Source organism: Ruegeria sp. HKCCA4812 (assembly GCF_013034245.1).
Classification (GTDB): domain Bacteria; phylum Pseudomonadota; class Alphaproteobacteria; order Rhodobacterales; family Rhodobacteraceae; genus Ruegeria.
The window spans coordinates 76060-100307 of sequence record NZ_WQFQ01000009.1; the positions used below are offsets into that span (position 1 = coordinate 76060).

Here is a 24248-nt window from a genome sequence, read left to right on the forward strand (position 1 = left end):
AGCTACTTACCCTTCCGCGCGGCCCCTGCCGCCGTCATCCGTTTCGCGCAAGCCACGCAGGCGCTGCGCTTCCTCTACAACACGTTTGGCGAGTCCGCCAGAGGCCAAGGCCGCATGAATCACCGTTTGGCGCCCAAATGCCTGTCCTAATTCGTCTGCCGTCAGCCAACCTATGTATTTCCCGAAGTGCGGCGTGCTCAGTTTGGACTTGCCGCGCCCCGATCCATCAGCGGCCTGAATCAGCACCTGCGCCTCTTCCCGGTCCAGCCACGTCTTGACCTTTTCATACCCGGCAACCGCGTCGCCGGACTTGCGCGCCAGGCTGAGCAGCTCGACAACGCGCCGCGCGATCTGCTGTTCAACCTTTTCCGCCAGGTCCTTCGGCACAGACACCTGCGCCTTGAACCCCCGCGCAAACAGTTTCTTGCCAACGGCCTTGTCCAGGGCGGCACGATCCGCCGCCACATAGACCCCCCGCCCGGGCAATTTCGCCGCGACATCCGGAAAAACCTGACCGTCCGGCCCCGTCACAAAGCGGATCAACCCGAATTTGGGCTGCACCTCGCCCGTGGCGATGCACTTGCGCTCGGGTCCGTCGGACCGATCCTTATGGGCGCCACCGCGACTCATACACGCCACCCGAAGCCCGAGATCAGGCCTCGACCTCCTCGTCTGCTGCGTCGCCGTCGACGTCTTCTTCCGCCTGTTCCAGCTCGGCCGGATCAACCCAACCCAGCAGGATACGCGCCGTCATGACCATATCTTGCGCCTCTTCCAGCGTTACGCCGAAAGGCTCCAATACACCGTCATCCTTGACACGCTCACCATCGACGGTCGTCCAGCCACCGGCCAGTTCCCAGTCGGCGCAAGTTGCAAAGTCTTCCAGAGTCTTCACATCGTCCCTGGCCAGCGCCTCTACCATCTGGGGTGTCAGACCTTCGAATTCAATGAGACTGTCCTCGGCCCCCAATTCACGCGCCGCATCCAGTGCCGCCTTGGCCTGTGCTTCCAGGAATTCGCGGGCGCGGGTTTGCAGTTCCTGCGCGGTACCTTCGTCAACGCCGTCAATGACCAGCAGTTCCTCGATCTCGACATAGGCAACCTCTTCGAGGTTGGTGAAGCCTTCCGAGACCAGCAGCTGAGCAAAGAATTCGTCCAGATCCAGGCTGTCCATGAACAGTTTGGTACGGGCTTCGAATTCCTTCTGGCGGCGGGCCGATTCTTCGGCTTCGGTCATGATGTCGATGTCCAGACCGGTCAGCTGGCTGGCCAGACGCACGTTCTGACCGCGGCGACCGATGGCCAGCGACAATTGTTCTTCGGGCACGACGACCTCGATCTTGCCGGCTTCTTCGTCCAGAACCACCTTGGAGACCTCGGCAGGCTGCAACGCGTTCACCAGGAAAGTCGGTTGATCTTCGTTCCACGGAATGATGTCGATCTTTTCACCCTGAAGCTCGTTCACAACGGCCTGAACACGGCTGCCGCGCATACCAACGCAGGCCCCGACAGGATCGATCGAGCCATCATAGGAAATCACAGCGATCTTGGCGCGCGAACCGGGGTCACGGGCCACGGCCTTGACCTCGATGATGCCGTCATAGATTTCCGGCACTTCCATCTTGAACAGCTCGGCCATGAATTCCGGCGCGGTGCGCGACAGGAAGATCTGGTGGCCGCGCACTTCGCGGCGCACTTCCTTGATGTACGCGCGCACCCGGTCATTCGGGCGATAGCTTTCGCGGCCGATCTTGTCATTGCGGCGCAGAACGGCCTCGGCACCGCCCAGATCGACGATGACATTGCCAAACTCTTCGCGCTTGACCGCACCGTTGATGATGGTGCCCGCGCGATCCTTGAATTCTTCGTACTGACGGTCGCGCTCGGCTTCGCGCACTTTTTGCAGGATGACCTGCTTGGCGGACTGAGCCGCAATCCGACCCATTTCAACCGGCGGAACCTCTTCGACGAAGACGTCGCCAACCTCGGGCGATTCCATGTACTGCTTGGCCTGCTCGACGGTCATCTCGGCCTGATAGTTCTCAAGCTCTTCATCCTCGACCACGGTGCGGACCCGGGTAAAGGTCGCCTTGCCTGTCTTGCGGTCGATGGACACGCGGATGTCCATCTCGGCGCCGTAGCGGCTCTTGGCGGCACGGGCGAGCGATTCCTCCATCGCTTCGACGACCAGGCCGGGGTCGATCATCTTTTCGCGGGCCACGGCCTCGGCGGTCTGCAACAGCTCCAGCTGGTTTGCTGAGGTGATTGCCATCAGTTCGTCTCCTCTTCGGACCCTTCGGTCTCAATCTCGTCGAAAGCGTTTTCGTTCAGGGCGCCGGCATCCTTGCGCTGGCGCAGCATTTCCTTGATCAGGTCATCGGTCAGGACCAGCTTGGCATCGCTCAGCCAGTCGAATTGCAGACCGATGGTGATGGTTTCATCCCCCTCGGGGATGTTGATCAGAACGTCGTCCCCTTCGATCCCGGCCAATTCACCCTTGAAGCGGCGGCGGCCGTCAATCAGTTCGGCGGTCTCGATCTTGGCCTCATACCCTTCGAAGGTCTCGAAATCCTTCAGACGGGTCAGAGGGCGGTCGATACCGGGGCTCGACACCTCGAGCGTATAGGCGTCAAGGATCGGATCCTCGACATCCAGCGTGGCGCTGACCGCGTTGGAAATTTCGGCGCAGTCATCCACTTCAATACCGCCATCGGGCTTGTCGGCCATGATCTGAAGCGTGGTCTGCTTGCCGCTCATCAGGCGGATGCGGACCAGCTCATACCCCAGATCCTCGATCACGGGCGTGATGATCTCGGCCAGTCGCCGGTCAATGGCAGCTTTTGCTATCAGGTCGTTTGTCATCTGGTACTCTACCCTGTCAGTCGGGCACAAAAAAACGGGCGCGCGGCCCGTCGTATTTTCCGGTGGAGCCTTGGACCAGAAGTCCAACGCGCCGCTGTTGAAACTGCATATACGCAGGATGGCCCGAGTCTGCAACCCCCCGAGGGATGCGCATTTGGATTTACACCATCCACCACCGTTCGGCGATACGGCCATCGTCCAGCGCACCGTTCCCGGCAACCTGTCGCGGCATCCCGACAGCATCCGATACGGCAAGGGCCATGTCGGCCTCGGACGGGTGGAACCGGACACCGCGCGTGCCTCGCATTCCGGCCCGATCCGGAAGCGCCGCGATATCGACATACCCGTCCCGCAGCGCCTCGGCCCGCACGGCGGGGTCCGGGATTACAATGACCTCGACCGCGTCAGCCCATCCGGCCTGACCATCTTTGTAATGCCCCTCGACACGGCGGCCCAGAAAATGGCGGCCATCTTCTGCCCGTTCGACACGATAGCAGCCGGTGCCGTTGGCCTTGCGCAACGGGGATACGGTTTCACCGGCGCGCGCAACAACAAAGCGGCTGTCGGCCAACAGGAAAGGCAATCCGGGATTTGCCTCGGCAAGTTCAAGCCGCAGCCGGTTGGGGGCAAGCGCCTCGGGCCTTCCGATTTCGGCCAGAACGGTCATGACATCCGCAATCTGCAAGGGTTCGCCATCGTGAAAGACCGCGTCATCACGCAGATCAAAGTTCCAGACCCGTGCGTCGGCGTCGGTTTGCCAGCCGGTCGCAAGCTCACCGCGCAACGTACCATCCGGGGCGATTTCGGTCATTGTGTCGAAAACGGCCCCACGCGCCACTTGCTCGAGGCTGTCATCGCGCGGAACGGCCAGACGCAATGTCCCGCCTTTCTTGGGCGTACCGGCAAGGGATGCTCCTGTCGCCGCCAGCAATGCGGCAGCGGCACCAGAGGCAAAGAGAGCACGGCGATCGATTCGGGTCATGCGACACCCTCCGCCACACGGTCCATGATTCGCACCAGTTCCGCGCTGATGCCCGGCTCGGACAGGGCGTGCCCCGCCTGACGAACCATCTTCAGTTCAGCATTCGGCCAGCGTTCCGCCAGGGACCACGCGGCCTGCGGCGGGCAGATCATGTCATAGCGCCCCTGCACGATATGGCCGGGGATATGCGCGATCCGGTCCATCTGTTCCAGAATCTGCCCGTCCGTTTCCAGAAACGCCTTGTTGGTGAAATAGTGATTCTCGAGCCGCGCAAAAGTGCGCGCGTATTCGCCGGGGCTTTCGCCAACCGATCCGTTGTTGTGGATCGAGGCCAGCGCGTTTTCCCAATGGGACCAGGCCCGCGCATACAGGATCTCTGTCGCGCGGTCGCCCGAAAACAGACGTTTGTTATAGGCGGCAATGGTGTCGTCCAGTTCAACCTCGGGCAGCAGCGAGGTGAATTTCTGCCATTGCTCGGGCCAGAACCGCCCGGCGCCGCCACCATAAAACCAGTCCAGTTCGGTCTGAGTCGCCAAAAACACCCCGCGCAGCACCAACCGGCTGACGCGGTCAGGATGGGTCTGGGCATAGATCAGCGCCAGAGTCGCCCCCCAGCTGCCACCAAAGGCAATCCATTCTTCGATTTCGAACAATTTGCGCAGACGTTCGATATCGGCAACCAGATGCCACGTTGTGTTGTCTTCGACCGAGGCCGTCGGGCGCGACCGGCCACATCCGCGCTGGTCAAACAGAATCACCCTGTAGGCCTGTGGATCGAAGTATCGCCTCATGGCCGGGCTGCACCCCCCACCCGGCCCCCCGTGCAGGATCACAACGGGTATGCCGTCAGGATTACCGCATTGTTCCACATAAATACGGTGCCCATCGCCCATATCGACCATCCGCTGGTCGAAAGGGTCGATCGGCGGGTACAGATATTGAACTGCGCGCTTTTGGTCCGGGTACTTGTCCATTATGGCCCTATATAGTCCTTAAGCGTAAAAGAGCACACGGAGACAGGAATGCAAGCGCATCCGAACACGGTGGACCCGTCCGAGATCGCAAAATTCGAGGCGATGGCCGCGGAATGGTGGGACCCGCACGGAAAATTCAAACCATTGCACATGCTTAACCCGTGCCGGCTGGACTATATAACGCAGCAGATCGCCGGAGAATTCGATCGCGACCTAAAGTCGCCTGTGCCGTTCGAAGGTCTGCGCCTGCTGGATATCGGCTGCGGCGGTGGGCTGCTGAGCGAACCGATGGCGCGTCTTGGGGCCGACGTTGTGGGCGCCGACGCCGCGGAACGCAATCTGCCCGTGGCGCGCATTCACGCTGAACAATCCGGGCTGAAGATCGACTATCGCCTTACCACGGCCGAGGACTTGGCCGCTGCGGGCGAGCAATTCGATGTTGTGCTGAACATGGAAGTGGTGGAACACGTGGCTGATCCCCTGTCCTATCTGACCGCCACGCGTCAGTTGCTCAAACCCGGCGGGTTGGAGATTTGTTCAACCATCAACCGCAACCCGAAGTCTTACGCCATGGCGATTTTCGGGGCCGAGGTCGTCATGCGTTGGCTGCCGCGCGGCACGCATGAATGGAACAAGTTCATCACGCCGGACGAGCTGTTCGACCTGCTGCGTCAGGCCGGGCTGGACCCGGTGGACCGCAAAGGGTTCGTGTTCAACCCGATCCTTTGGAGCTGGTCCATCTCGGATCGGGACTTGAGCGTGAATTACGTGACGGCGAGCGTGAAGCCACAGTAGGGGGTTATTCCCCCTCCAACTGCAACCGCAGATCCCGAAGCACCGGCAGGGCGCTGCGCACACGCTCCAACCCGAGCTCTCCGACCACGCGGTTGATCAGCGGGGCAATCGAGGAAATCGCCTGATCCCGCGCCCGTCGACCTGCGGGGCTGATCGCCACCATCTTGCGGCGGGCGTCGTCCCAGTCGGGGCGGATGTGGATGTACCCGGCCCATTCCAGCTTGGCCAAAGTATTGGTCATCGCGCCACGGGTCACGTGGAATGTGTTGGCCAGTTGCGCCGGGCTACGCTCGTCCCCGACGAAAACCAGATGATTCAGCACAGAGAAATGCGAAATTTCCATACCCTTGGGCAGCACCCGGCTGAGCCGGTTGCGCAACAACTGATCCGCGGTCAGGATCTCGCTGAACAGCGTGACCGCAAGGGCGTTGGTGTCTTCCGTCATTGTTCAATTCTGTCAGGGTCCAGTGAAAGACCGGGTGTGTGTCAACGACGGCACGCGGCGGCGTGCCTCTGTCACAGAACTATCATCCAAATCGAAAATGTGAATGCCCGGATCGGTACCTGCGTCGATCAGCACCTTTCCCCACGGGTCGACGACCATGCTGTGCCCATGGGTAAAACGCGTCTTTCCGCGCGTTGATGGGTGTTCCCCCGTTTGCGCGGGGGCCAAGACCCAACAGCCTGTCTCAATCGCCCGGGCCCGCAACAGCGATTCCCAATGCGCGGCGCCCGTAACAGGTGAAAACGCTGCCGGAACGGTCAGGATTCGCGCGTCTGCCTGCGCCAAAGCCGCATGCAGGTACGGAAACCGGATGTCATAACAGATGGTCAAACCCACTTTGCCAAAATCAGTTTCGGCTATGACCGCCTTTTCGCCGGGGCGGTAGTTCTTTGATTCGCGGAACGTCTCGGTCTCGGTGACCTGCACGTCGAACATATGGATCTTGTCGTAACGCGCCACGATCCGACCTTGCGGATCGATCATGAAAGACCGGTTGGCAAACCGCCCGTCAGCGTCATGAGTCTTGATCCCCAGTGACCCGATCAACACCCACACGCCCAGTCGGGCGGCCTGAGCCCGCAGGCCGGCCAAGGTGATGTCGTCTTCTTCGTGCTGAAGAACCTCGTTTTGCCGCGTCGTACTGTTTGACACGCAATTCGTGACCTCTGGCGTCAGGATAAACCGCGCGCCCTGCCCTGCCGCGTCGGCCGCCATGGCGCGCACCATGTCCAGGTTTTCGACCGGATCATCCGACGAGGTGATTTGCAGCAGCGCGGTCTTCATCAGGCGGCAAGCAGACGGTCAAGCTTGCCTTGCCGCTCCAGCTCGTAAAGGTCGTCGCAGCCGCCCACATGCTGTGTCCCGATGAAAATCTGAGGCACCGTGCGTTTGCCACCTGCACGCTGGATCATCTCGGGCTTGCGTTTGGGGTGCATCAGAATGTCAACTTCCTTGAACTCAACGCCTTTCTGCTTCAGCAGACGTTTGGCCGCGTGGCAAAAACCACAGAGCGGCGAGGTATAGATTTCTACGGGCTTCATGTTCCGGTCCCTTTGGGTTTCGTGCGATCTTGGGCGAATTAGGCATCCTTGGCAACGCGCGCCAGTGCCAACACGAAAATATGATTTGCCCCTGCGGCCTGACACGCACGTGTGCACGCCGCCAACGTCGCGCCGGATGTCATCACGTCATCCACCAGCAGGACATCGCGCCCCTTCAAATGCAGCGCCCGCCTTGGGTGGATGTCAATTGCGCCTGCCAAGGCTTCGCCCCTTTCCCCCGCGGTCTTTCCGTCCAGCACCGGGGTCCTCCGTTTGCGCACCAGCAGATCCGGCACGCAGTCCAATCCGGTTTCTTGCCCCAAGTTGCGTGCCAGCAGCGCAGACTGATTGTATCGCCGTTTCAGCAGGCGTGACCAATGCAACGGCACCGGAGCAATCACCATCCCGGGACGCAGCAGATCGCGCCCAGCCTGCGCCATCCAACGGGCAGCGGGGCGGGCCAGTTCGGTCCGGTCACCATGCTTCAAGGCCAGAACAAGTGACCGCGCCTTCCCATCATACATCAGCGCAGCGCGGCCCGCGTTCCAGGGCGGAGGGGTTTTCAGACAATCGTCGCACTCGGTCCGGAACCTGTCTGCGCTTCCGATCACGGGCACACCACAGCTTTCGCAAACCGTGCCACCGATGAACGGCGTATCCCCCCAACACGCCCCACACAGGCCGAAATCGGCTTCCGTCAGCTCTCCGCAGCCCATGCAACGCGGCGGATAGATCAATGCAAGGGCAGTTTGAATCCGCTGCGCAATGCGATACTTGCGACCTATGAAACTGCCCGAGCCCACCGCACCCTCTCTTTTCGACCGAAACGCCATTCTGCATCATCGCGCCCGCGCGAAGGACGACGCCCTGTTCTTGCACCGCGCCGCCATTGATGAGGTTCAGGATCGGCTCTCCATGGTTAACAGAACCTTTACGGCACCTGCGGTTGTGACCCCTTTCCCACAGCTTTGGGCAGACGTTTTTCCGGATGCCGCCATTGTCGCGGATGACGATGTGCTGTCGCTGCAACCCGGCGCGCATGATCTGGTAGTTCATGCGATGGCGCTGCACTGCGCCAATGACCCGGTCGGACAGTTGATCCAATGCAAAAGGGCTTTGAAACCGGATGGGTTGGTTCTTGTTGTATGCCTTGGCGGTGAGACCCTTCACGAATTGCGCGCCGCGCTGGGTCAGGCCGAAATCGAAGTCACGGGCGGGCTCAGCCCCCGCATCGCCCCCATGGCCGAACTGCGCGATCTGGGTGGGTTGCTGCAACGGGCCGGTCTGGCATTGCCAGTGGCCGATGCCGTACCGCTGACGGCAGAATACCGCGATATCTGGCACCTGATGCATGATCTGAGGGATATGGGTGAAACCAACGCATTGGCTGCCCGGTTGAAATGCCCGACCCGGCGCAGAGTCTTCGAAGCCGCACAGCGCGTCTATTCGGATCACTTTTCGACGGGAACAGGCCGCCTCGCCGCAACCTTCGAACTGATTTGCCTGACCGGTTGGTCCCCCGATGACAGCCAACCAAAGCCGCTGCGCCCGGGGTCAGCCCAAATGCGCCTGGCAGATGCCCTGCGCACGAAAGAGGGCAAACTGCCGGATTGACGCGCAACCAAATCCCTTTATCTCAGGTCGGAACACGAAAACTCAGGAATGCTCAAATGTTTGATGCCACCCGTCCCGCTCATGCCCCTGCCGACCATCCCAAGGTCAAGATGGGCCGTGTTGGCATTTTGCTGGCCAATCTGGGTACACCGGACAATTACACCTATTGGCCGATGCGTCGCTATCTGAACGAGTTTCTGTCGGATCAGCGGGTCATCGACTATCCGAAATGGAAATGGCAACCGATTCTTCAGGGGATCATCCTCAGCAAACGGCCATTCAGTTCGGGTGAAGCCTACAAATCGATCTGGAATCACGAGAAGGGCGAAAGCCCGCTGATGACGATCACCAAGGACCAGACTGCCAAGCTGCGCGACGCGATGCAGGATCGGTATGGGGATCAGGTGATGGTCGATTTCTGCATGCGCTACGGCAACCCGTCAACAAAGTCCAAAGTGCGCGAGATGGTTGCCGCGGGCTGTGACCGTATTCTGTTTTTCCCGCTTTACCCACAATACGCGGGCGCAACCACGGCCACCGCCAATGACCAGTTCTTTCGTGCACTGATGGATGAGGCCTGGCAGCCTGCCACGCGAACCGTACCGGCCTATTTCGACCAACCCGCCTATATCGACGCTCTGGCGCAATCCGTTGAACGTGCTTATGCCGCGGCGGAGACAAAACCCGATATTCTGGTCTGCTCGTATCACGGGATGCCGGAACGGTATCTGCAACAGGGTGACCCCTATCATTGCCAGTGCGCCAAGACGACACGGCTGCTGAAGGAACGGCTGGGATGGTCTGACGATCAACTGGTTTCAACGTTCCAGTCGCGATTCGGCCCCGAGGAATGGCTGAAACCCTATACAGTGGATCATGTGGCGGATTTGGCCAAACAGGGCAAAAAGAACATAGCGGTCATCGCGCCGGCTTTCTCGGCCGACTGCATCGAAACGCTGGAAGAGATCAACGAAGAGATCAAGGAAAGCTTCGAAGAAGCGGGCGGCGAAACCTTCACCTATATTCCATGTCTCAATGACGATGCGGCGCACATTGCTGCATTGGGCACAGTGATCGAAGAAAACTTGCGCGGCTGGTTGGACTGACCTGCACAGCCTTGGGAAACAAAAAAAAGGCGGTGGATTACTCCACCGCCTTTTTCATGAATTCCGTGTCGGATTAGCTTGCAGCAACAGCAGCAGCAACAACGACCAGCAGGATCAGCGGCAGCAGGATGCCCTGCGACGAACCCTGAGTTTCTTCTACAACAACAGGTGCTTCAACAACCGGCTCTTCCAGGTTACCAGCATAAGCGGTCGAAGCAGCAGCAGTCAGTGCAGCAGCGAGAACGAGTTTCTTCATATTAACCTCCAGAATTTGCGCAGTTCCAATGCCCGGAACCACACATCTAAGACTTACCTCGTGGTTTTTTCTAATCAGCATTGACGCTGGAATGCAATTGCAACTTGACCGCTAAGCGGGTTCCCACACGAAAATGTCGTCAAATTAGCAACACTTGCGTGCCGACCTTCGCCATCGAGAACAGCTCGGCAATGTCTTCGTTGAACAGACCGATACAGCCATTCGACGACCGGCGTCCGATTTTTCGCGTATCGTGCGTTCCGTGAATGCGATAGTACTTCCAACTCAGGTATAAAGCATGTGTTCCCAGCGGGTTATCCGGCCCCGGAGGGATATAGTCAGGCCATTCCGGGTTTCGCTTTTTCATGGACGGTGTCGGAGACCAGCTGGGCCCTTCAACCTTTCTGATCACGCTGGTACGCCCCCGGCGGGTCAGTTCCTCGGTCAGGGGAACCGATGAAGGGTAGAGTTTGTATATACTTTGATCATCTGACCAATAGTGCAGCGCGCGCGACACGGTATCGACCAGAATGGCACCGTTTCTGGTGTTCGAAAAGTACGGCTGCCAATCCAGCGCCCGGAAACCCGATACGTTGCGGCGCACCGAAGGCTCGGGTTCGGGTGCAGGACGCAGCGGATCACCGGGGATGTACTGCGCCAGTGCGGGGGTTGCCAGCGTCGCGGTGGCCCCAGCCAGAAAACCCCTGCGTGTGGACGTTTGAATGCGCTTTTTGACCATGACAACGGGTCCTGTGTTCAAGTGAGGTCTGAAATCCGTGACATTCTATTGCCAGAATGCTTCAGTCGCAAATCAAACCGGCAGAATCACGCAAGTTTAGGCTATTGCGCGTTTGCTCAGAGCTGTCAGGCGCGCTATGCCCTGTAATGACACAATAACCAGGTCGATCATGACGCGTATCGTTTCTTTACTCTTGATTTGCTTTGTCGCGCTGGCGGCATGTACTGACACCGGCACCACGACCATCGGTGCAGACGGTCGCCCGCTGCCCACGGTCTACAAAATTCGCGGCAACCCGGAAAAGTTGCAGTTCCGTATGGTTGATTCGGTCAATGCCCTGCGTCAGGCCCAAGGATTGCAGCCTGTCCAGCTGAACGCGCAGTTGAACGCAGCAGCGGCGACCCATTCCAAGGACATGGCCAGACAGAACCGGCCCTGGCACTTCGGGTCCGACGGCTCCTCTCCGATCGATCGGGCTGCACGGGTCGGGTATTTCGGCACGTTCCTCGGTGAAGCAATTTCCGAGACCTACGAAACCGAAACCGAAACCCTTGCCGCTTGGATGCAGGAACCCGGACCGCGCGCCGTGATCATGGACCCCAAGGCCACGCAGATGGGGTTCGCCTGGCATCAGGAAAAAGGCGGGAAAATCTGGTGGACGCTGGAAATGGGAACCGGCGGCTGACCCCGATCACCGTACACACAAAAAAGCCCCCGAAATCCGGGGGCTTTTTTTCTGATTACGCTGCTTGCATGGACTGCGCTTCGGTCAGGATCGCATAAAGCTTGACCGGATCGGGGTTCGCCCGAAGCTTGGTGCACACCGAGGTGTCCCTCAGCGTGCGTGACACAAGGGCCAGCGCCTTGAGATGATCGACGCCGGCCTCTTCCGGCGCAAAAAGTGCAAAGGCAATGTCCACGGGTTGACGGTCAACCGATCCAAAGTCGATGGGCTTTTCCAGCATGACGAATACGCCCGAAACCGAATCAAGCTCGGGCAACCGCGCGTGCGGAAGCGCAACGCCATGCCCCACGCCCGTCGGGCCAAGGCTTTCCCGTTCGAGCAGACAGTCGACGACGGCCTGAGAATCGAGGCCCAGATTGGCGGCTGCGACATCGCCGATTTCCTGAAACAACCGCTTCTTGCTGGAAGCGGCGGATAGTACACGTACTGCTTCGGGCTTCAGTATGCTCGAAAGCTCCATGATCACGCTCCATAGGCACGGCACCCGCGTCGGCGGGTGCGGCCCCGTATCCTTGCCTGTTAAGGATCAATCCAGCCGATGTTACCGTCTTCGCGACGATACACGACGTTCAATCCATCCTTGTTCTCATTTCTGAACACCAGCACCGGGGCACCGGCAAGTTCCATTTGCATCACGGCTTCACCAACGCTCAAAGATGGGATTTTTGTTTCCATCTCAGCCACAATCATGGGCTGCAGCGATTCGGGTTCATCGGCCGCGTCCGATTCATCAGAAGCGAGGATATAAGAGGACGCTCCAAAGAGTTCAACCGGCTCGGACCGATCCTTGTGGTGGTCCTTCAAACGACGCTTATAGCGCCGCAGTTGTGTTTCCATTTTGTCGCAGCATGCCTCGAACGCCGCATAAATTTCGGTTGCATGCGCCTTGGCCTGAGCGGTCAGCCCGGTGGACAGGTGCACTGTTGTTTCGCATACATATTCATGCGCTGAACGGGAAAAGACGACGTTGGCATCGGTAGGCCGCTGGGCATATTTACCCACAACCTCGCCCAATTCGGTCTGCACGTGAGTCTGAAGCGCCGCACCGATGTCGATCTGTTTTCCGCTGATTTGGTAACGCATGTGATCTCCTTCACAATTCACACCCATTCTGACGTCACGTTACGCGACGAACTTGTTTTTATCGGGTGGGGGGTCGAGACACTTTCCGCGGTTGTCTTAACTCCAGCCCTTCAACGAAGGGACAACGATCTCCAGACTGGAACCGGGTAAATGCCATGGGACAATTGAGGCAAGAGACGAGGGAAGAGTCAATCAAAACAGGTGTGTATATACGCGATTTCCGCCATGCATCCGACGCAGACCATAACAAGCCTATGAAATACGGAAGTTTTCGCCAAGATAGACACGGCGGACATTCTCGTTCTCGACGACCTCGTCTGGTGTGCCCGACATCAGAACCTGCCCGTCATGCAGGATATAGGCCCGGTCGACAATTTCCAGCGTTTCCCGCACGTTATGGTCGGTGATCAGAACACCGATCCCCCGTTTTTTTAGGTCGGCAACCAGATGCCGGATATCGCCGACGCTGATCGGGTCAACACCCGCAAATGGTTCGTCCAACAAAAGATATTTCGGGTCTGCGGCCAAACATCGCGCTATCTCAACGCGGCGGCGCTCACCGCCGGAAAGGGCAAGAGCGGGCGCGCGGCGCAGATGTTCGATCGAAAAATCCGACAACAGCTCTTCCAGCCGTTCTTTCCGCCTGTGAGCATGAGGAACCGTGATATCCAGTACCGCGGCGATATTGTCCTCGACGCTCATGCCGCGAAAGATCGACATCTCCTGCGGCAGGTAACCGATGCCCATCCGCGCACGCCGGTACATCGGCAACGTCGTAACATTCTGGCCGTCAATCGTGACTTTGCCGGCCTCTGGGAAAACAAGCCCCGCCACGGAATAAAAGGTCGTGGTCTTACCCGACCCGTTGGGTCCCAACAGGGCAACGACTTCGGACCGGTCCAGTGTCATCGAGACATCGCGGATCACCGTTTTCTTACGGTAGGATTTCCGCAGTTTCTCGATGCGCAGCCCGGAATTGCCTTCGGCCACTGACAAGTCGGGTCGCGCCATCAGTTGTTTCCCTGCTGAAGGATCGTCTTGACGCGCCCGGTCATGGTCGCTGTGCCCGTTGTCAGATTGGCGTTCATCTGATCGCCGCTGATGATGCTGGGGCCTTGCGTCAGCAGGACATTGCCTTTCATGACGATCACACCGGAATCTATCGTGTATTCCGCCCAATCGCCCTCTGCCGCATCCGGCGGGCTGACCAGAACAACATTCTCGGTGGCTTCCATCCGTTCAATCGCCGAGCGTTCCTCGTTGTAGATCACGAGAACCCGTTCAGCGGTCAGCCGCATTTCGCCCTGAATGACGACGACATTTCCGAGAAATTCGGCAGAACCGTCCTCCTGGTTGACGTTCAATATGTCGGATGTGACCTCGACCGGAAGGCTCGGGTCGGCATTTGCAGAACCAAAAGCCACCTGCGCCTCCTGCGCAGTCGCGGTTACGGCACCTGCAAACAGAGCAAGGCACAAAGGAACAAAACGAAAATCGAACACAGGTTATCTTTCTGCTTTTTCAGGCTCGTATACCAGCTTCACGCCGTCTGTAAAAACAATATGGACCGGTCCGTCCTTTTTTTCAGTCCCAAAGGTCATGCGGCCGGCGGAAAAATTGCCGATCGGCCCGGTTCCGTTCACCCGCCCCGGCGTGTCGCCCCGGATTTCGTCCAGCGACGTGTTGAGCAGGTCAGTCGTGACTTGAAGTCCGTCGGCAGTGGTAATCACCACGTCGCCGACAAAAGTTGCCGTACGCTCATCAGGGCGGATCAAACCTGAATTGGAATCCAGAAATATCGTTCCACCACTGAGAAGCCCCAGACTGCCCCGAAATTCGGATGCGTTCGGGGTTTCGTCTTCGTCGCCCTGCTTGGCTTGGATAGCTTCGATCTGGACATCTTCGCCTTTGCGGGTTGTCCCGCGATATTTCGGCTGTGTGACCACCTGTTGCGCCAACCGCTCGTCAATGTCTTTTTCGGCGAATGGCACCGTTACGTTGGTTTCGATGCTGCGGGACAGAAGGAACACTGTGGACAGCATCAGAATGGCCGCAAGCGGCAACAGAACCTTTAGGAACTGTACCATGCGGGAATACCTGTCCAATTCGGCCTCCCTCAGCCCAGACCGACGCGCAAGCAGTCGTGGATATGCAGAAGACCCAGCGCCTGCCCGGAAGCAGCCTCGTCGACCACAAACAGCGAAGTGATCTTGCGATCATTCATGATCGCCACCGCCTCTTCGGCCAATGCGTCCGGTGTTATGGTGGTCGGATTGGCGGTCATGACCTGCTCGGTCGTTTTGTCCAGCAGACCGTCCATGTGTCGCCGCAAGTCACCGTCCGTAATGATGCCCGACAAATGCCCCTGCGCATCCGTTACACCGGCCACGCCGAAACCCTTTTGGCTGATTTCGATCAGCGCGTCGCTCATCGGGGTGTTCGCCGCGACCAGAGGCAAGGCGTCGCCGGTATGCATCAGGTCACGCACCGTACTCAGCCGTGCACCCAGCTTTCCGCCGGGGTGGAAGGCGCGAAAATCCTCGGGGCGGAAGTCGCGATACTTCATCAGCGCAATGGCCAGCGCATCGCCCATGGCTAGGGTCAGCGTCGTCGAGATCGAAGGCACCATGCCGAAACCGCAGGCCTCGCCCATCGACGGTATCAGCAGATGCACATCGGCCTGTTTCATCAACGTGCTTTCTGGCTTGCTGGATAGCCCGATCAGCGGAATGCCAAAGCGGCGCGTAAAGGCAAGCAGGTTGGCCAGCTCGGGCGCTTCGCCAGAATTCGAAATCGCCAGCACCACATCGCCTTTGGAAACCATGCCCAGATCGCCATGGCTGGCCTCGGCCGGGTGCACGAAATAGGCAGGCGTTCCGGTACTGGCCAGAGTGGCGGCAATCTTGTGGCCGATATGGCCCGATTTTCCGATGCCGCTGATGATGATGCGCCCGGTGGCTTTCAGGATCAGATGCACCGCCTCTGCAAAATGCTCGTCAAGGCTGTCGGCCAGCACGTCCAGCGCGCGGGCCTCGTCGGTGACGACCTGGCGGGCGGTTCTCAGGAATGCTTCGGTGTCGGTCATGAGTGTGCAAAGATATCCGTTTCGGGCCAACCGGCGAGATCCAGCTTCGCACGCATCGGCAGGAAATCAAAACAGGCCTGCGCCATCTCGGTCCGGCCCTCGCGCGCCAGTCGCTTGTTCAACTCGTCCCGCAGGCGGTGCAGATAAAGAACGTCCGAGGCCGCATAGTCCAGCTGAGCATCCGTGAGGGTATCAGCGCCCCAGTCGCTCATCTGCTGTTGTTTCGAGATATCCACGCCAATCAGTTCCTGGCACAGGTTCTTCAACCCGTGGCGGTCGGTGTAGGTGCGCACCAGCCGGCTGGCGATCTTGGTGCAGTAAACCGGCGCGGCCAGGGCACCAAAGGTGTGATACATCGCGGCGATGTCGAACCGCCCGAAATGGAACAGCTTCAGGACATCGGGGTTTTCCAGCATGGCACTCAGGTTTGGGGCTTCGGTCTGGCCCTTGTCCACCTGGATGATATGGCTGTTTCCGTCACCGCCTGACATTTGAATCACGCACAGGCGATCGCGATGCGGGTTCAGCCCCATGGTTTCACAGTCAATGGCCACAACCGGGCCCAGATCCAGTCCATCCGGCAGATCGTTTTTGTACAAATGGTTCGCCACGCGACTATTCCTTTGTGCGATATCGCCCCCGAGATAGGCGGTTTGGTCCCCAAACTCAACGCCGTCCGAAAGTCGCGGGCCATTCGATGCCAAATCCTTGACCATATCCCCATCGGGGGGATATGGATAACCCATGTCAGACAACGCCCACCAGTCACATCCACAGATTACGGCCCGGCTGAAGCGGGCCCATGGGCACCTGGCCAAGGTCATTGCCATGCTCGAGGAGCACGCGCCCTGTTCGGACGTCGCCCAACAGTTGTTTGCAGTAGAAAAGGCCGTCACCAATGCCAAACGCGCTTTGATTCATGATCATATCGAACACTGCCTGTCCGCTGACGACGATGGCGGCGGGATCGAAGACTTCAAGGCGATTACAAAGTACCTCTGAGCCATGCTGAGCATTCTGAAACACCGCACCTACCGCCACCTGTTCGCCGCCCAGATCGTCGCCCTGACCGGAACCGGGCTGGCCACCGTGGCCCTTGGGCTGCTCGCCTTTGATCTGGCCGGGAATGCTGCGGGCCTTGTCCTTGGCACGGCACTGACGATCAAGATGGTGGCTTATGTCACCGTTGCACCGCTCGCCGCTGCTTTTGCCGAGCGTCTGGATCGTCGCAAGATGTTGGTCGTGATGGACCTGATCCGCGCAGCGGTTGCAGTGTGTCTGCCTTTCGTGACTGAAGTCTGGCAAATCTACGTGCTGATCTTCGTGCTCCAATCGGCGTCGGCGGGCTTTACGCCCGCCTTTCAGGCCACGATTCCGGACGTTCTGCCAGACGAAGCTGAATACACGCGTGCCTTGTCACTGTCACGCCTGGCCTACGATATGGAAAGCCTGCTGAGCCCGATGTTCGCCGCCGCATTGCTGCTGCTGGTCAGCTTCAACAGCCTGTTCTGGGGTACCGCGCTTGGTTTTGTCGCATCGGCATTGCTGGTTGTCTCGGTCGTGCTTCCGTCACCCAAGCCAAGCCGACCCCGCGGCATCTATGGCCGCACCACACGCGGCATACGTATCTATCTGAAAACACCCAGGTTGCGCGGACTGCTTGCGCTCAGCTGGAGTGCGGCGGCCCTGAGCTCGATGGTGATCGTGAACACCGTGGTCATCGTGCGCGCCAATCTGGGCCTGTCGGAAAGCGCGGTGGCCATTGCCCTGGCCGGGTTCGGGGGCGGATCGATGCTTGCAGCCTTTACCTTGCCCCGCCTTCTGGACCGGATCGAGGACCGTCGCGTCATGGTCGCGGGCGCCGTTTTTGCCACTGGCTCCATGGCCGTCGCCGCGATGTTGGCCGCAATTGCTCCTCTGTCGCTCGGGTTGCTGACCGCGCTGTGGGCATTCACCGGTTTCGGATATTCAACCACCCTGACACCTTCGGGCCGCCTTTTGACCCGGTCGGCCCACCCCGAGGATCGCCCCGCCGTCTTCGCCGCACAGTTTACCCTGTCGCATGGTTGCTGGCTGGTTCTTTACCCGCTGGCGGGGTGGTTGATGACCGTGTTCGGCCCGACGGTCACACTCAGCAGCATGGCGACGCTGTCCGTGGCGGGCGTCGTCGGTGCAATCGGCCTGTGGCCGCGCCTCGACCAGGAACCGATCACCCATGATCACCCCGACCTGCCGCCCGATCATCCACATCTGGCCGGGTCGGGCCCGCACGCGCATCCGATCATCATCGACGATCTGCACCCGCGCATCCCGCGCGAACCCTGAGCGGGCGCTTGGACCTGATCTCAACCCGCAATGACCACAAACCAGAGCCCCAATGGACCAGCTTGACCGTCGCATCATCGCCGCCCTGCAAGCCAACGCACGCGCCTCGACCACGCAGATTGCGACCACGCTGGGTGTTGCCCGGACAACCGTGCACGAGCGAATAAACCGGATGGAACAGCGCGGCCTGATCGAAGGATATTCCGTGCGCCTCGGGTCCACCGAAGACACGCCGAAAGTGCAAGTCATCGTCATGCTCGAAGTGCAGCAAAAGGAAACCAGCCGGATCATCAAGCGGCTCGAAGCCTACCCCGAAGTCAAACTGTGCCTGTCGATCAACGGAGAGTTCGATCTTATGCTGTCGGCGGAGGCGCCCAGGCTGGAGGATCTGGACATTCTGGTCGACGACCTGGCGAAGATCCCCGGTGTCCTGCGCACCAATACCAGCGTTGTGTTCGGGCGCAGGATAGATCGAAACTGAAGCGGCGATAACTCTCTGTAAACCGATCGTTGGCTAGCTTGGCCGGGACAGATCAGAATCCCGGACCGGCAGAATGCCAAATCAGAAGTTCCCGCTGTTACTCATGTTGGTGCATGTGCTTTTGGCGCAGGCAGGGTTTGCCATGCCAGATGCCAAAACCGGTGACCTGTGCGATCATGCCGCGCGCCGCGCCGCTTTGTCCGAAGGCGTGCCCCTGGACGTGCTCCGCGCCATCTCGCGCGTTGAAACCGGGCGCAGGCTGGACGGCCGGTTGCAGCCTTGGCCTTGGACAATCAACGTCGGCGGTCAGGGATACTGGTTCAAGTCCGAGGTCGAAGCCAAGGCCTATGCGTTCAAAATCTTCAAATCGGGCACCCGCAGCTTTGATGTCGGCTGTTTTCAGATCAATTATCGCTGGCACGGCAAAGCCTTCCGTTCGATCGACGCGATGTTCGATCCAGATGAGAACGCGACCTACGCCGCCCGGTTCCTGAATGAACTCCATGCCGAGCTTGGTTCGTGGCCCGCAGCCGCGGGGGCTTATCATTCCCGCACGACACCCCTTGCCGAAGCTTACAAAGAGCGGTTTCAAACGGTGCTGGCACAGCTCGAAGGGGCCCCCCGAACCCGGGTTGCGGGCACGTCTCGGGATCCGTTCACCGGAGCCGGACTCCCCTTGATCCCCATTCCGACGGCCTCGCCCCGCACCGGCGCGCTTGGGTCTCTGGTGCCAGCCGCAGGCGCCGCAACCGCGTTTATCGCCTTCAACTAGGAGTTTCGCGTGCCCAAGGTAAACATCCAGTCGCTGTTTTCGCCTACTGTTCTGCTGGCGATTGCGCTGATGACGGTCATCGTCATGATGATCCTGCCCATGCCAGCCTGGGTGCTGGACGTGGGGTTGGCGGCCTCCTTTGCGCTGGCCATCCTGATCTTCACCCTGACGCTGTTCATTGAACGCCCGCTGGACTTTTCGTCCTTCCCGACGATTCTGCTGGCGTCTTTGATGTTGCGCCTGTCGCTGAATGTGTCGTCGACGAAACTGATTATCGGGCAGGGGCACACCGGCCCGGATGCCGCAGGAGACGTGATCGAAGGTTTTGCCAGTTTCGTCATGGGCGGCAGCATTTTTCTTGGCCTGGTGGTGTTCGGCGTGCTGCTGATCGTGAATTTCATGGTCATCACCAAAGGCGCCGCCCGCATGGCCGAAGTCGGCGCGCGCTTTGCGTTGGACGGGATGCCCGGCAAACAACTTGCGATCGACAGCGACATGTCCGCCGGGGCAATCGATCATCAGCAGGCCAAGGAACGGCGAGAGCTGGAACAGCAGGAGACGACATTCTTCGGTTCGCTCGACGGTGCGTCGAAATTCGTGAAAGGTGACGCCGTCGCCGGGCTTCTGATCACGTTGCTGAACCTCGTCATGGGCCTGGTCATGGGCGTCGTCGTACATGGAATGCCCGTGGCCTCGGCGTTCGAAACCTATGCGATTCTGACCGTCGGCGATGGGTTGGTGTCCCAAATTCCCGCCGTCATCATTTCCATAGCGTCCGCCCTTCTGCTGGCACGGGGCGGCACGCAGGGGGCCACAGACAACGCCATCTTTTCTCAACTTGGCCGCCACCCGGCAGCATTGTCCACCGTCGCGGTGCTCATGGTTCTGTTCGCTCTGGTGCCCGGTCTCCCTTTTCTGCCGTTCATCCTCGGCGCGGCCATTCTGGGATACGCGGCTTACAATGTTCACCGAAAGCAGCATGACGCAGACGCGTCGGCAAACCTGCCCTCGACCGAAACCGAAGCGCCGACATCCCAAGCTATCGGCGACATCCTGGACCTGGATGATGTCCATCTGGAGTTCGCGCCGGATCTGGTCAGCATGGTTCTGAATCCTGGCACGGGGCTGGACGCCCGTATTGCCAATATGCGGACCTATGTGGCGTCGACCTTTGGCCTGATCCTGCCCGAAATCCGCCTGACCGACCGCGCCGACCTGCCGACCGGAACGTATGTGATCAAGGTTCAGGGCGTCGAACAGGCACGCGGTGTCTTGCATCCCGATCTCATCCTGGCGCTCGTGCAGGACGGGTTTGACCTGCTGCCGGAGGGCAATGACGTGACCGAGCCGGTCTATGGTGCTCCAGCGCGCTGGATCCTGCCGAAAGATCAGGAGGATGCCGCGCTGAGCGGTGCCACCATAGTTTCACCGCCCGAGATTCTTGCAACCCATCTGCTGGAGATCATCAAACAGAACTTCTCGCGCCTGCTGACACTGAAATCCCTCCGGCGCCTGCTGTCGGAAATGACCCGCCTGAGCGACCCGGTACGCGCCGAAGCCAACCGTAAGCTGCTGGATGAACTGATCCCCGACAAAGTTCCGATCGACACGTTGCACGCTGTTCTGCGCCTGTTGCTCGACGAACGTGTGTCGATCCGGAACATGGCGCTGATCCTTGAAAGTGTCGCCGAGGCGCGGCTGACCACAACCCAGCCCGAAGGCATCTGTGAACTTGTGCGTCAGCGTCTTGGCTTTCAGTTGGTCGCGGACATAAAGCGCGAGGATGGTTCGATCCCTCTGATCCAGTTGGCCCCGGAATGGGAGGACACATTCGCCTCTTACCAGATTGACGCCCCAATTACCGGCATAGATGTCGCGCTGCCCCCGAACGCGTTCAACAAACTGGCCGACGGAGTCGTGAGCACCATCGCCAAATCCGCTGACAACGGTCTGTTTCCAGCCGTCGTGACCTCGACCCGGCGTCGTCGGTTGCTGCGCACCGTCATGCAAGCACGCGGCGTGTCCAACCCGGTTTTGTCCTTCGAAGAAATCGGGCTGGAAGCCAAACCTGCCTTGGTCGGAACTGTTGCAGCGTGATTGCCCTGCCGCCAGAGATGCTGTCGCAGCTGGCCGAAGCAATCTGGCAGGCCTTTGTCGTGTTTCTGCGCGTCTCCGCTCTTGTTTCGCTGCTTCCAGCTTTCGGTGAGCGCAGTATTCCGACACGGGTAAAGCTTGGTGCTTCCGTTGCTTTCACGCTGATCATACTGCCCGCTGCGCCCCCCGTCAGAATAGATCCCAGCCTTTGGGCGACAGTGCGGCTGGTCGGCACCGAAGTTCTGATCGGGCTTGTCCTGGGGATAGGCCTGCGCCTGTTCGTTCTCGCGCTGCAAACCGCGGGGTCTATTGCGGCTCAGTCCACGTCATTGTCGCAACTGCTGGGTGGCGCGGCGGCTGATCCGGTCCCAGCCATGGGATACCTGCTGACCCTGGCAGGGCTGACACTTGCCGTAATCATGGACCTGCACATCCGGGCCGCGCAGTTCCTGATCCAGAGTTATGCCCTGTTCCCAATAGGGCTGGCACCTGATGCTGCGGATGCGTCGCGCTGGGGATTGCATCAGGTCGCCAACAGCTTTGGGCTGGCTTTTGCACTGGCAACACCGTTCGTCATCGCCTCTTTGATCTACAACCTGGCACTTGGGGTCATCAACCGGGCAATGCCCCAGCTGATGGTGGCCTTCGTTGGTGCTCCTGCAATCACCTTCGCCGGGCTGTTTCTGCTGTTTGCCGGCACACCGCTGATCCTGTCCGTGTGGGCTGACGCGCTGATCACCTTCTTCACCAACCCGATGGGAGTGCAAAGATGAGCGCAGGTGATGACGACAGCGACAAGTCATACGAGCCGACACCGCAAAAGCTGCTGAAGGCGCGCGAGAAGGGTGAGGTTCCAAAATCCAACGACTTGTCGGTCGTGGCGGCATATACCGGGTTTCTGACCGCCCTGCTCACAGTCGGTCAATACAGCGTCGAGCATATGGGCACCGGGTTCATGGTTCTGATCGATCAGTCCGACGCATTTGCACGGCTTCTGACGGATGGGCCATCGCATGCTCCGGTTGCGGGGGTTTTGAAAAGTGCCCTGCTGCCTGTTGCTTTGCTGTTCTGCCTTCCTGCCGCGGCTGTTCTGCTGAACTTGATCGCCCAGCGCGCGCTGATCTTTGCCCCAAGCAAATTGAAACCAAAGCTATCGCGTATCTCTCTGGTTTCGAACGCAAAGAACAAATTCGGGCGGGGTGGCCTGTTCGAGTTTGCCAAAAGCACCACCAAACTGTTGATCTACAGCACCTGCCTTGCGCTTTTTCTGAAAGCCAATCTAACCGAGATTCTGTCTTCTAGCGCGGCGGCGGCAAAGTCATCCATTCTGCTCATGATGAACCTGCTGTTTCGCTTTCTGTTCATCGTGATCGCAATCGCACTGGCCATCGGGGTTGTCGACTTCCTTTGGCAATATGCCGAACACATGCGCAAGAACCGTATGTCGCGCAAGGAGATCATGGATGAAACCAAGGATGCCGAGGGCGACCCACATGTCAAACAACACCGGCGCCAGCGCGCACAGGAAATCGCAACCAACCAAATGTTGGCAGATGTTCCAGGCGCGGATGTCGTGATCGTAAACCCCACCCATTATGCTGTGGCGCTTAAATGGACACGGGTTGCGGGCAGCGCCCCGGTTTGCGTTGCCAAAGGGGTGGACGAAATCGCCGCCACCATCCGATCCGCCGCAGGAGAAGCAGGCGTTCCGATCCATTCAGACCCTCCCACAGCTCGCGCCCTTCACGCGACCGTGGAAATAGGTCAGGAGATCGCCGAAGAGCACTATCGTCCTGTTGCCGCCGCGATCCGGTTTGCCGAAGCGATGCGAAAACGCGCGAAGGAGCAAGTTCGATGACTCATACGCAATTACCCGATCTGGAAAAAGTGACCAACGCAGCGTTTCAGAAGCAATTTCAAGCGCTGCGACCGATCCTGGAGGCCGAGGCACGGATCAAGCAGCAACTTGCCAGATTGGACGGTCAACTCCGTCAGGCGCGCCAAGACAGCACCAAGGTCGAAGGTTATCAGGTTTCAGGGACCGACGTACTCTGGAATTGTTGGGAGTCCGCGACGCGGAGACAATTGAACCTGCAACTGGCACGAACGCGCGCGCAGAAACTGGCCGGAATGGAAGCTTTACGTACTGCCTTTGGGCGAAAACAAGCGGTGGAAAAATTGCGAAAGAAAGTTCAGCAGGCAAACCGAAAAGCAAATGCCAAAAAGCACTTCGGGCCATAGCTTGACCGACCCGGAGTATCGGGCCGGTCAGTGTCAGCTGTCTTGTCGGTTTACACTCAGGATCAGCACTTTGGACACGTCGTCGCCAAATTCTTTGCGCGCCACTTCCAGCAAGGAATTCCGCAATACATCCAAGTTCCCGGATTCTGTAAAAGCCCCGTCAAAGCCGCCCGTGTTTGCATGGTCAAAAAGAACCTGAAGAAAGCCATCCCTGAGTTTAGGCTCGATTGCATAAAAGGTTTCTGTAATGTCCGGGTTCGCCTCAAGGCTCAGCGACAGCGTTACCATGGCTTCGATCTGGTCGTCTTTTACAACGGGGACGACGAATTGCTTGGTCATTTTCAGATAACCAAAGCTTTCCCCCTCGCCTTTTTCCTTTGATTTCCCGGTTTTTTTGCCGGCCGACTTATCCTCTTTGACTGCTTCTTTTTCGGCAACGGCAGTTTCAGGTTTTTTTGCAGGTGCAAGAACCAGACCCGCGCCAATACCCGCGCCGAGTCCAACAATCAGAAAAATCACGGGAATCAATTTCGCGACCACGATCTCACC

General features: G+C 59.1%; 31 protein-coding genes. 12 read left to right on the top strand and 19 right to left on the bottom strand.

Annotated elements, in window-relative coordinates; genetic code table 11:
- Positions 1-6: 6 nt before the first annotated feature.
- The 5 genes from GOW04_RS19005 to pip all read right to left on the bottom strand — a co-directional run bounded on the left by GOW04_RS19005 (position 7) and on the right by pip (position 4818).
- Entirely contained in the window at positions 7-630 is a 624-nt protein-coding gene (locus GOW04_RS19005; RefSeq protein ID WP_171171767.1) for an RNA-binding protein, read from the bottom strand.
- Positions 631-652: 22 nt separating this feature from the next.
- On the bottom strand, positions 653-2272 hold the full coding sequence (gene nusA / locus GOW04_RS19010) for a transcription termination factor NusA (protein ID WP_171233642.1): 1620 nt from the start codon (positions 2270-2272) through the stop codon (positions 653-655).
- Complete coding sequence (rimP, locus tag GOW04_RS19015; protein ID WP_171233643.1) at positions 2272-2862, bottom strand: ribosome maturation factor RimP; 591 nt, start codon at positions 2860-2862, stop codon at positions 2272-2274. The genes nusA and rimP overlap by 1 nt, the downstream gene beginning before the upstream one ends.
- Positions 2863-3022: 160 nt before the next feature.
- Positions 3023-3844, bottom strand: coding sequence for an ABC transporter substrate-binding protein (locus GOW04_RS19020; protein WP_171233644.1), 822 nt, complete (start codon positions 3842-3844; stop codon positions 3023-3025).
- The gene (gene pip / locus GOW04_RS19025; RefSeq protein ID WP_171233645.1) at positions 3841-4818 is read right to left on the bottom strand and encodes a prolyl aminopeptidase; all 978 of its coding nucleotides are present in this window, start codon (positions 4816-4818) and stop codon (positions 3841-3843) included. The genes GOW04_RS19020 and pip overlap by 4 nt, the downstream gene beginning before the upstream one ends.
- Before the next feature lie 48 nt (positions 4819-4866).
- Between pip and ubiG the strand changes: the two genes are divergently transcribed.
- On the top strand, positions 4867-5613 hold the full coding sequence (ubiG, locus tag GOW04_RS19030) for a bifunctional 2-polyprenyl-6-hydroxyphenol methylase/3-demethylubiquinol 3-O-methyltransferase UbiG (RefSeq protein WP_171233646.1): 747 nt from the start codon (positions 4867-4869) through the stop codon (positions 5611-5613).
- Between the two features lie 4 nt (positions 5614-5617).
- On the opposite strand, the gene GOW04_RS19035 is transcribed toward ubiG, so the two are convergent.
- Genes GOW04_RS19035 through GOW04_RS19050 form a run of 4 tightly spaced genes read right to left on the bottom strand, consistent with a single transcriptional unit; the run spans position 5618 to position 7961 of the window.
- Complete coding sequence (locus tag GOW04_RS19035; RefSeq protein WP_171233647.1) at positions 5618-6058, bottom strand: MarR family winged helix-turn-helix transcriptional regulator; 441 nt, start codon at positions 6056-6058, stop codon at positions 5618-5620.
- A 12-nt stretch (positions 6059-6070) separates the two neighbouring features.
- Complete coding sequence (locus GOW04_RS19040; RefSeq protein WP_152459774.1) at positions 6071-6901, bottom strand: carbon-nitrogen hydrolase family protein; 831 nt, start codon at positions 6899-6901, stop codon at positions 6071-6073.
- The gene (gene grxC, locus GOW04_RS19045) at positions 6901-7158 is read right to left on the bottom strand and encodes a glutaredoxin 3 (protein WP_152459773.1); all 258 of its coding nucleotides are present in this window, start codon (positions 7156-7158) and stop codon (positions 6901-6903) included. Before grxC ends, GOW04_RS19040 begins: the two co-directional genes overlap by 1 nt.
- 38 nt (positions 7159-7196) lie before the next feature.
- Entirely contained in the window at positions 7197-7961 is a 765-nt protein-coding gene (locus GOW04_RS19050; protein ID WP_371814425.1) for a double zinc ribbon domain-containing protein, read from the bottom strand.
- On the opposite strand from GOW04_RS19050, the gene GOW04_RS19055 reads away from it, so the two are divergent.
- The gene (locus GOW04_RS19055; RefSeq protein WP_171233649.1) at positions 7942-8772 is read left to right on the top strand and encodes a methyltransferase domain-containing protein; all 831 of its coding nucleotides are present in this window, start codon (positions 7942-7944) and stop codon (positions 8770-8772) included. The two genes, GOW04_RS19050 and GOW04_RS19055, sit on opposite strands and share 20 nt — an antisense overlap.
- A 56-nt stretch (positions 8773-8828) precedes the next feature.
- Positions 8829-9878: a ferrochelatase gene (gene hemH / locus GOW04_RS19060; RefSeq protein ID WP_152459770.1), complete on the top strand. Its 1050-nt coding sequence runs from the start codon at positions 8829-8831 to the stop codon at positions 9876-9878.
- Positions 9879-9951: 73 nt separating this feature from the next.
- Here the strand turns inward: hemH and GOW04_RS19065 are convergent, their stop codons facing one another.
- A complete protein-coding gene (locus GOW04_RS19065; protein WP_117870963.1) occupies positions 9952-10134 on the bottom strand; it encodes a hypothetical protein in 183 nt (60 codons plus the stop codon).
- 139 nt (positions 10135-10273) lie between these two features.
- Entirely contained in the window at positions 10274-10873 is a 600-nt protein-coding gene (locus GOW04_RS19070; RefSeq protein ID WP_152459769.1) for a L,D-transpeptidase, read from the bottom strand.
- Positions 10874-11042: 169 nt separating this feature from the next.
- Between GOW04_RS19070 and GOW04_RS19075 the strand changes: the two genes are divergently transcribed.
- Positions 11043-11558: a CAP domain-containing protein gene (locus GOW04_RS19075; protein ID WP_171120163.1), complete on the top strand. Its 516-nt coding sequence runs from the start codon at positions 11043-11045 to the stop codon at positions 11556-11558.
- A gap of 55 nt (positions 11559-11613) precedes the next feature.
- Here GOW04_RS19075 and ptsN read toward each other — a convergent pair whose 3' ends face one another.
- From ptsN to GOW04_RS19110, 7 genes are all read right to left on the bottom strand, one after another.
- Positions 11614-12078: a PTS IIA-like nitrogen regulatory protein PtsN gene (gene ptsN / locus GOW04_RS19080; RefSeq protein WP_117872900.1), complete on the bottom strand. Its 465-nt coding sequence runs from the start codon at positions 12076-12078 to the stop codon at positions 11614-11616.
- A 59-nt stretch (positions 12079-12137) separates the two neighbouring features.
- Positions 12138-12701 (bottom strand): ribosome hibernation-promoting factor, HPF/YfiA family, encoded by a 564-nt coding sequence (gene hpf, locus GOW04_RS19085; protein WP_152459767.1) that lies wholly within the window; start codon positions 12699-12701, stop codon positions 12138-12140.
- A 252-nt stretch (positions 12702-12953) separates the two neighbouring features.
- Positions 12954-13712 (bottom strand): LPS export ABC transporter ATP-binding protein, encoded by a 759-nt coding sequence (lptB, locus tag GOW04_RS19090; RefSeq protein WP_152459766.1) that lies wholly within the window; start codon positions 13710-13712, stop codon positions 12954-12956.
- The gene (locus GOW04_RS19095; RefSeq protein ID WP_371814426.1) at positions 13712-14203 is read right to left on the bottom strand and encodes an LptA/OstA family protein; all 492 of its coding nucleotides are present in this window, start codon (positions 14201-14203) and stop codon (positions 13712-13714) included. Before GOW04_RS19095 ends, lptB begins: the two co-directional genes overlap by 1 nt.
- A 3-nt stretch (positions 14204-14206) precedes the next feature.
- The gene (lptC, locus tag GOW04_RS19100; protein ID WP_253282598.1) at positions 14207-14788 is read right to left on the bottom strand and encodes an LPS export ABC transporter periplasmic protein LptC; all 582 of its coding nucleotides are present in this window, start codon (positions 14786-14788) and stop codon (positions 14207-14209) included.
- Positions 14789-14817: 29 nt separating this feature from the next.
- Complete coding sequence (locus GOW04_RS19105) at positions 14818-15786, bottom strand: SIS domain-containing protein (RefSeq protein ID WP_171171788.1); 969 nt, start codon at positions 15784-15786, stop codon at positions 14818-14820.
- Positions 15783-16397, bottom strand: coding sequence for a ribonuclease D (locus tag GOW04_RS19110; protein ID WP_171233650.1), 615 nt, complete (start codon positions 16395-16397; stop codon positions 15783-15785). Before GOW04_RS19110 ends, GOW04_RS19105 begins: the two co-directional genes overlap by 4 nt.
- A 133-nt stretch (positions 16398-16530) precedes the next feature.
- Between GOW04_RS19110 and GOW04_RS19115 the strand changes: the two genes are divergently transcribed.
- From GOW04_RS19115 to GOW04_RS19150, 8 genes are all read left to right on the top strand, one after another.
- On the top strand, positions 16531-16788 hold the full coding sequence (locus GOW04_RS19115) for a metal-sensing transcriptional repressor (RefSeq protein ID WP_171206378.1): 258 nt from the start codon (positions 16531-16533) through the stop codon (positions 16786-16788).
- 3 nt (positions 16789-16791) lie between these two features.
- Entirely contained in the window at positions 16792-18111 is a 1320-nt protein-coding gene (locus GOW04_RS19120) for an MFS transporter (RefSeq protein ID WP_171233651.1), read from the top strand.
- A gap of 52 nt (positions 18112-18163) precedes the next feature.
- Positions 18164-18592: an Lrp/AsnC family transcriptional regulator gene (locus GOW04_RS19125; protein ID WP_152459759.1), complete on the top strand. Its 429-nt coding sequence runs from the start codon at positions 18164-18166 to the stop codon at positions 18590-18592.
- Positions 18593-18665: 73 nt separating this feature from the next.
- Entirely contained in the window at positions 18666-19364 is a 699-nt protein-coding gene (locus tag GOW04_RS19130) for a transglycosylase SLT domain-containing protein (RefSeq protein ID WP_371814427.1), read from the top strand.
- Positions 19365-19433: 69 nt separating this feature from the next.
- On the top strand, positions 19434-21461 hold the full coding sequence (flhA, locus tag GOW04_RS19135; protein WP_174830506.1) for a flagellar biosynthesis protein FlhA: 2028 nt from the start codon (positions 19434-19436) through the stop codon (positions 21459-21461).
- Positions 21458-22231, top strand: coding sequence for a flagellar biosynthetic protein FliR (locus GOW04_RS19140; protein WP_171233653.1), 774 nt, complete (start codon positions 21458-21460; stop codon positions 22229-22231). Before flhA ends, GOW04_RS19140 begins: the two co-directional genes overlap by 4 nt.
- Entirely contained in the window at positions 22228-23316 is a 1089-nt protein-coding gene (gene flhB / locus GOW04_RS19145) for a flagellar type III secretion system protein FlhB (RefSeq protein WP_171233654.1), read from the top strand. Before GOW04_RS19140 ends, flhB begins: the two co-directional genes overlap by 4 nt.
- Positions 23313-23699: a hypothetical protein gene (locus GOW04_RS19150; RefSeq protein ID WP_171233655.1), complete on the top strand. Its 387-nt coding sequence runs from the start codon at positions 23313-23315 to the stop codon at positions 23697-23699. Before flhB ends, GOW04_RS19150 begins: the two co-directional genes overlap by 4 nt.
- Before the next feature lie 33 nt (positions 23700-23732).
- Here GOW04_RS19150 and GOW04_RS19155 read toward each other — a convergent pair whose 3' ends face one another.
- The gene (locus GOW04_RS19155) at positions 23733-24239 is read right to left on the bottom strand and encodes a flagellar basal body-associated protein FliL (RefSeq protein WP_171120138.1); all 507 of its coding nucleotides are present in this window, start codon (positions 24237-24239) and stop codon (positions 23733-23735) included.
- Between the last annotated feature and the right edge of the window lie 9 nt (positions 24240-24248).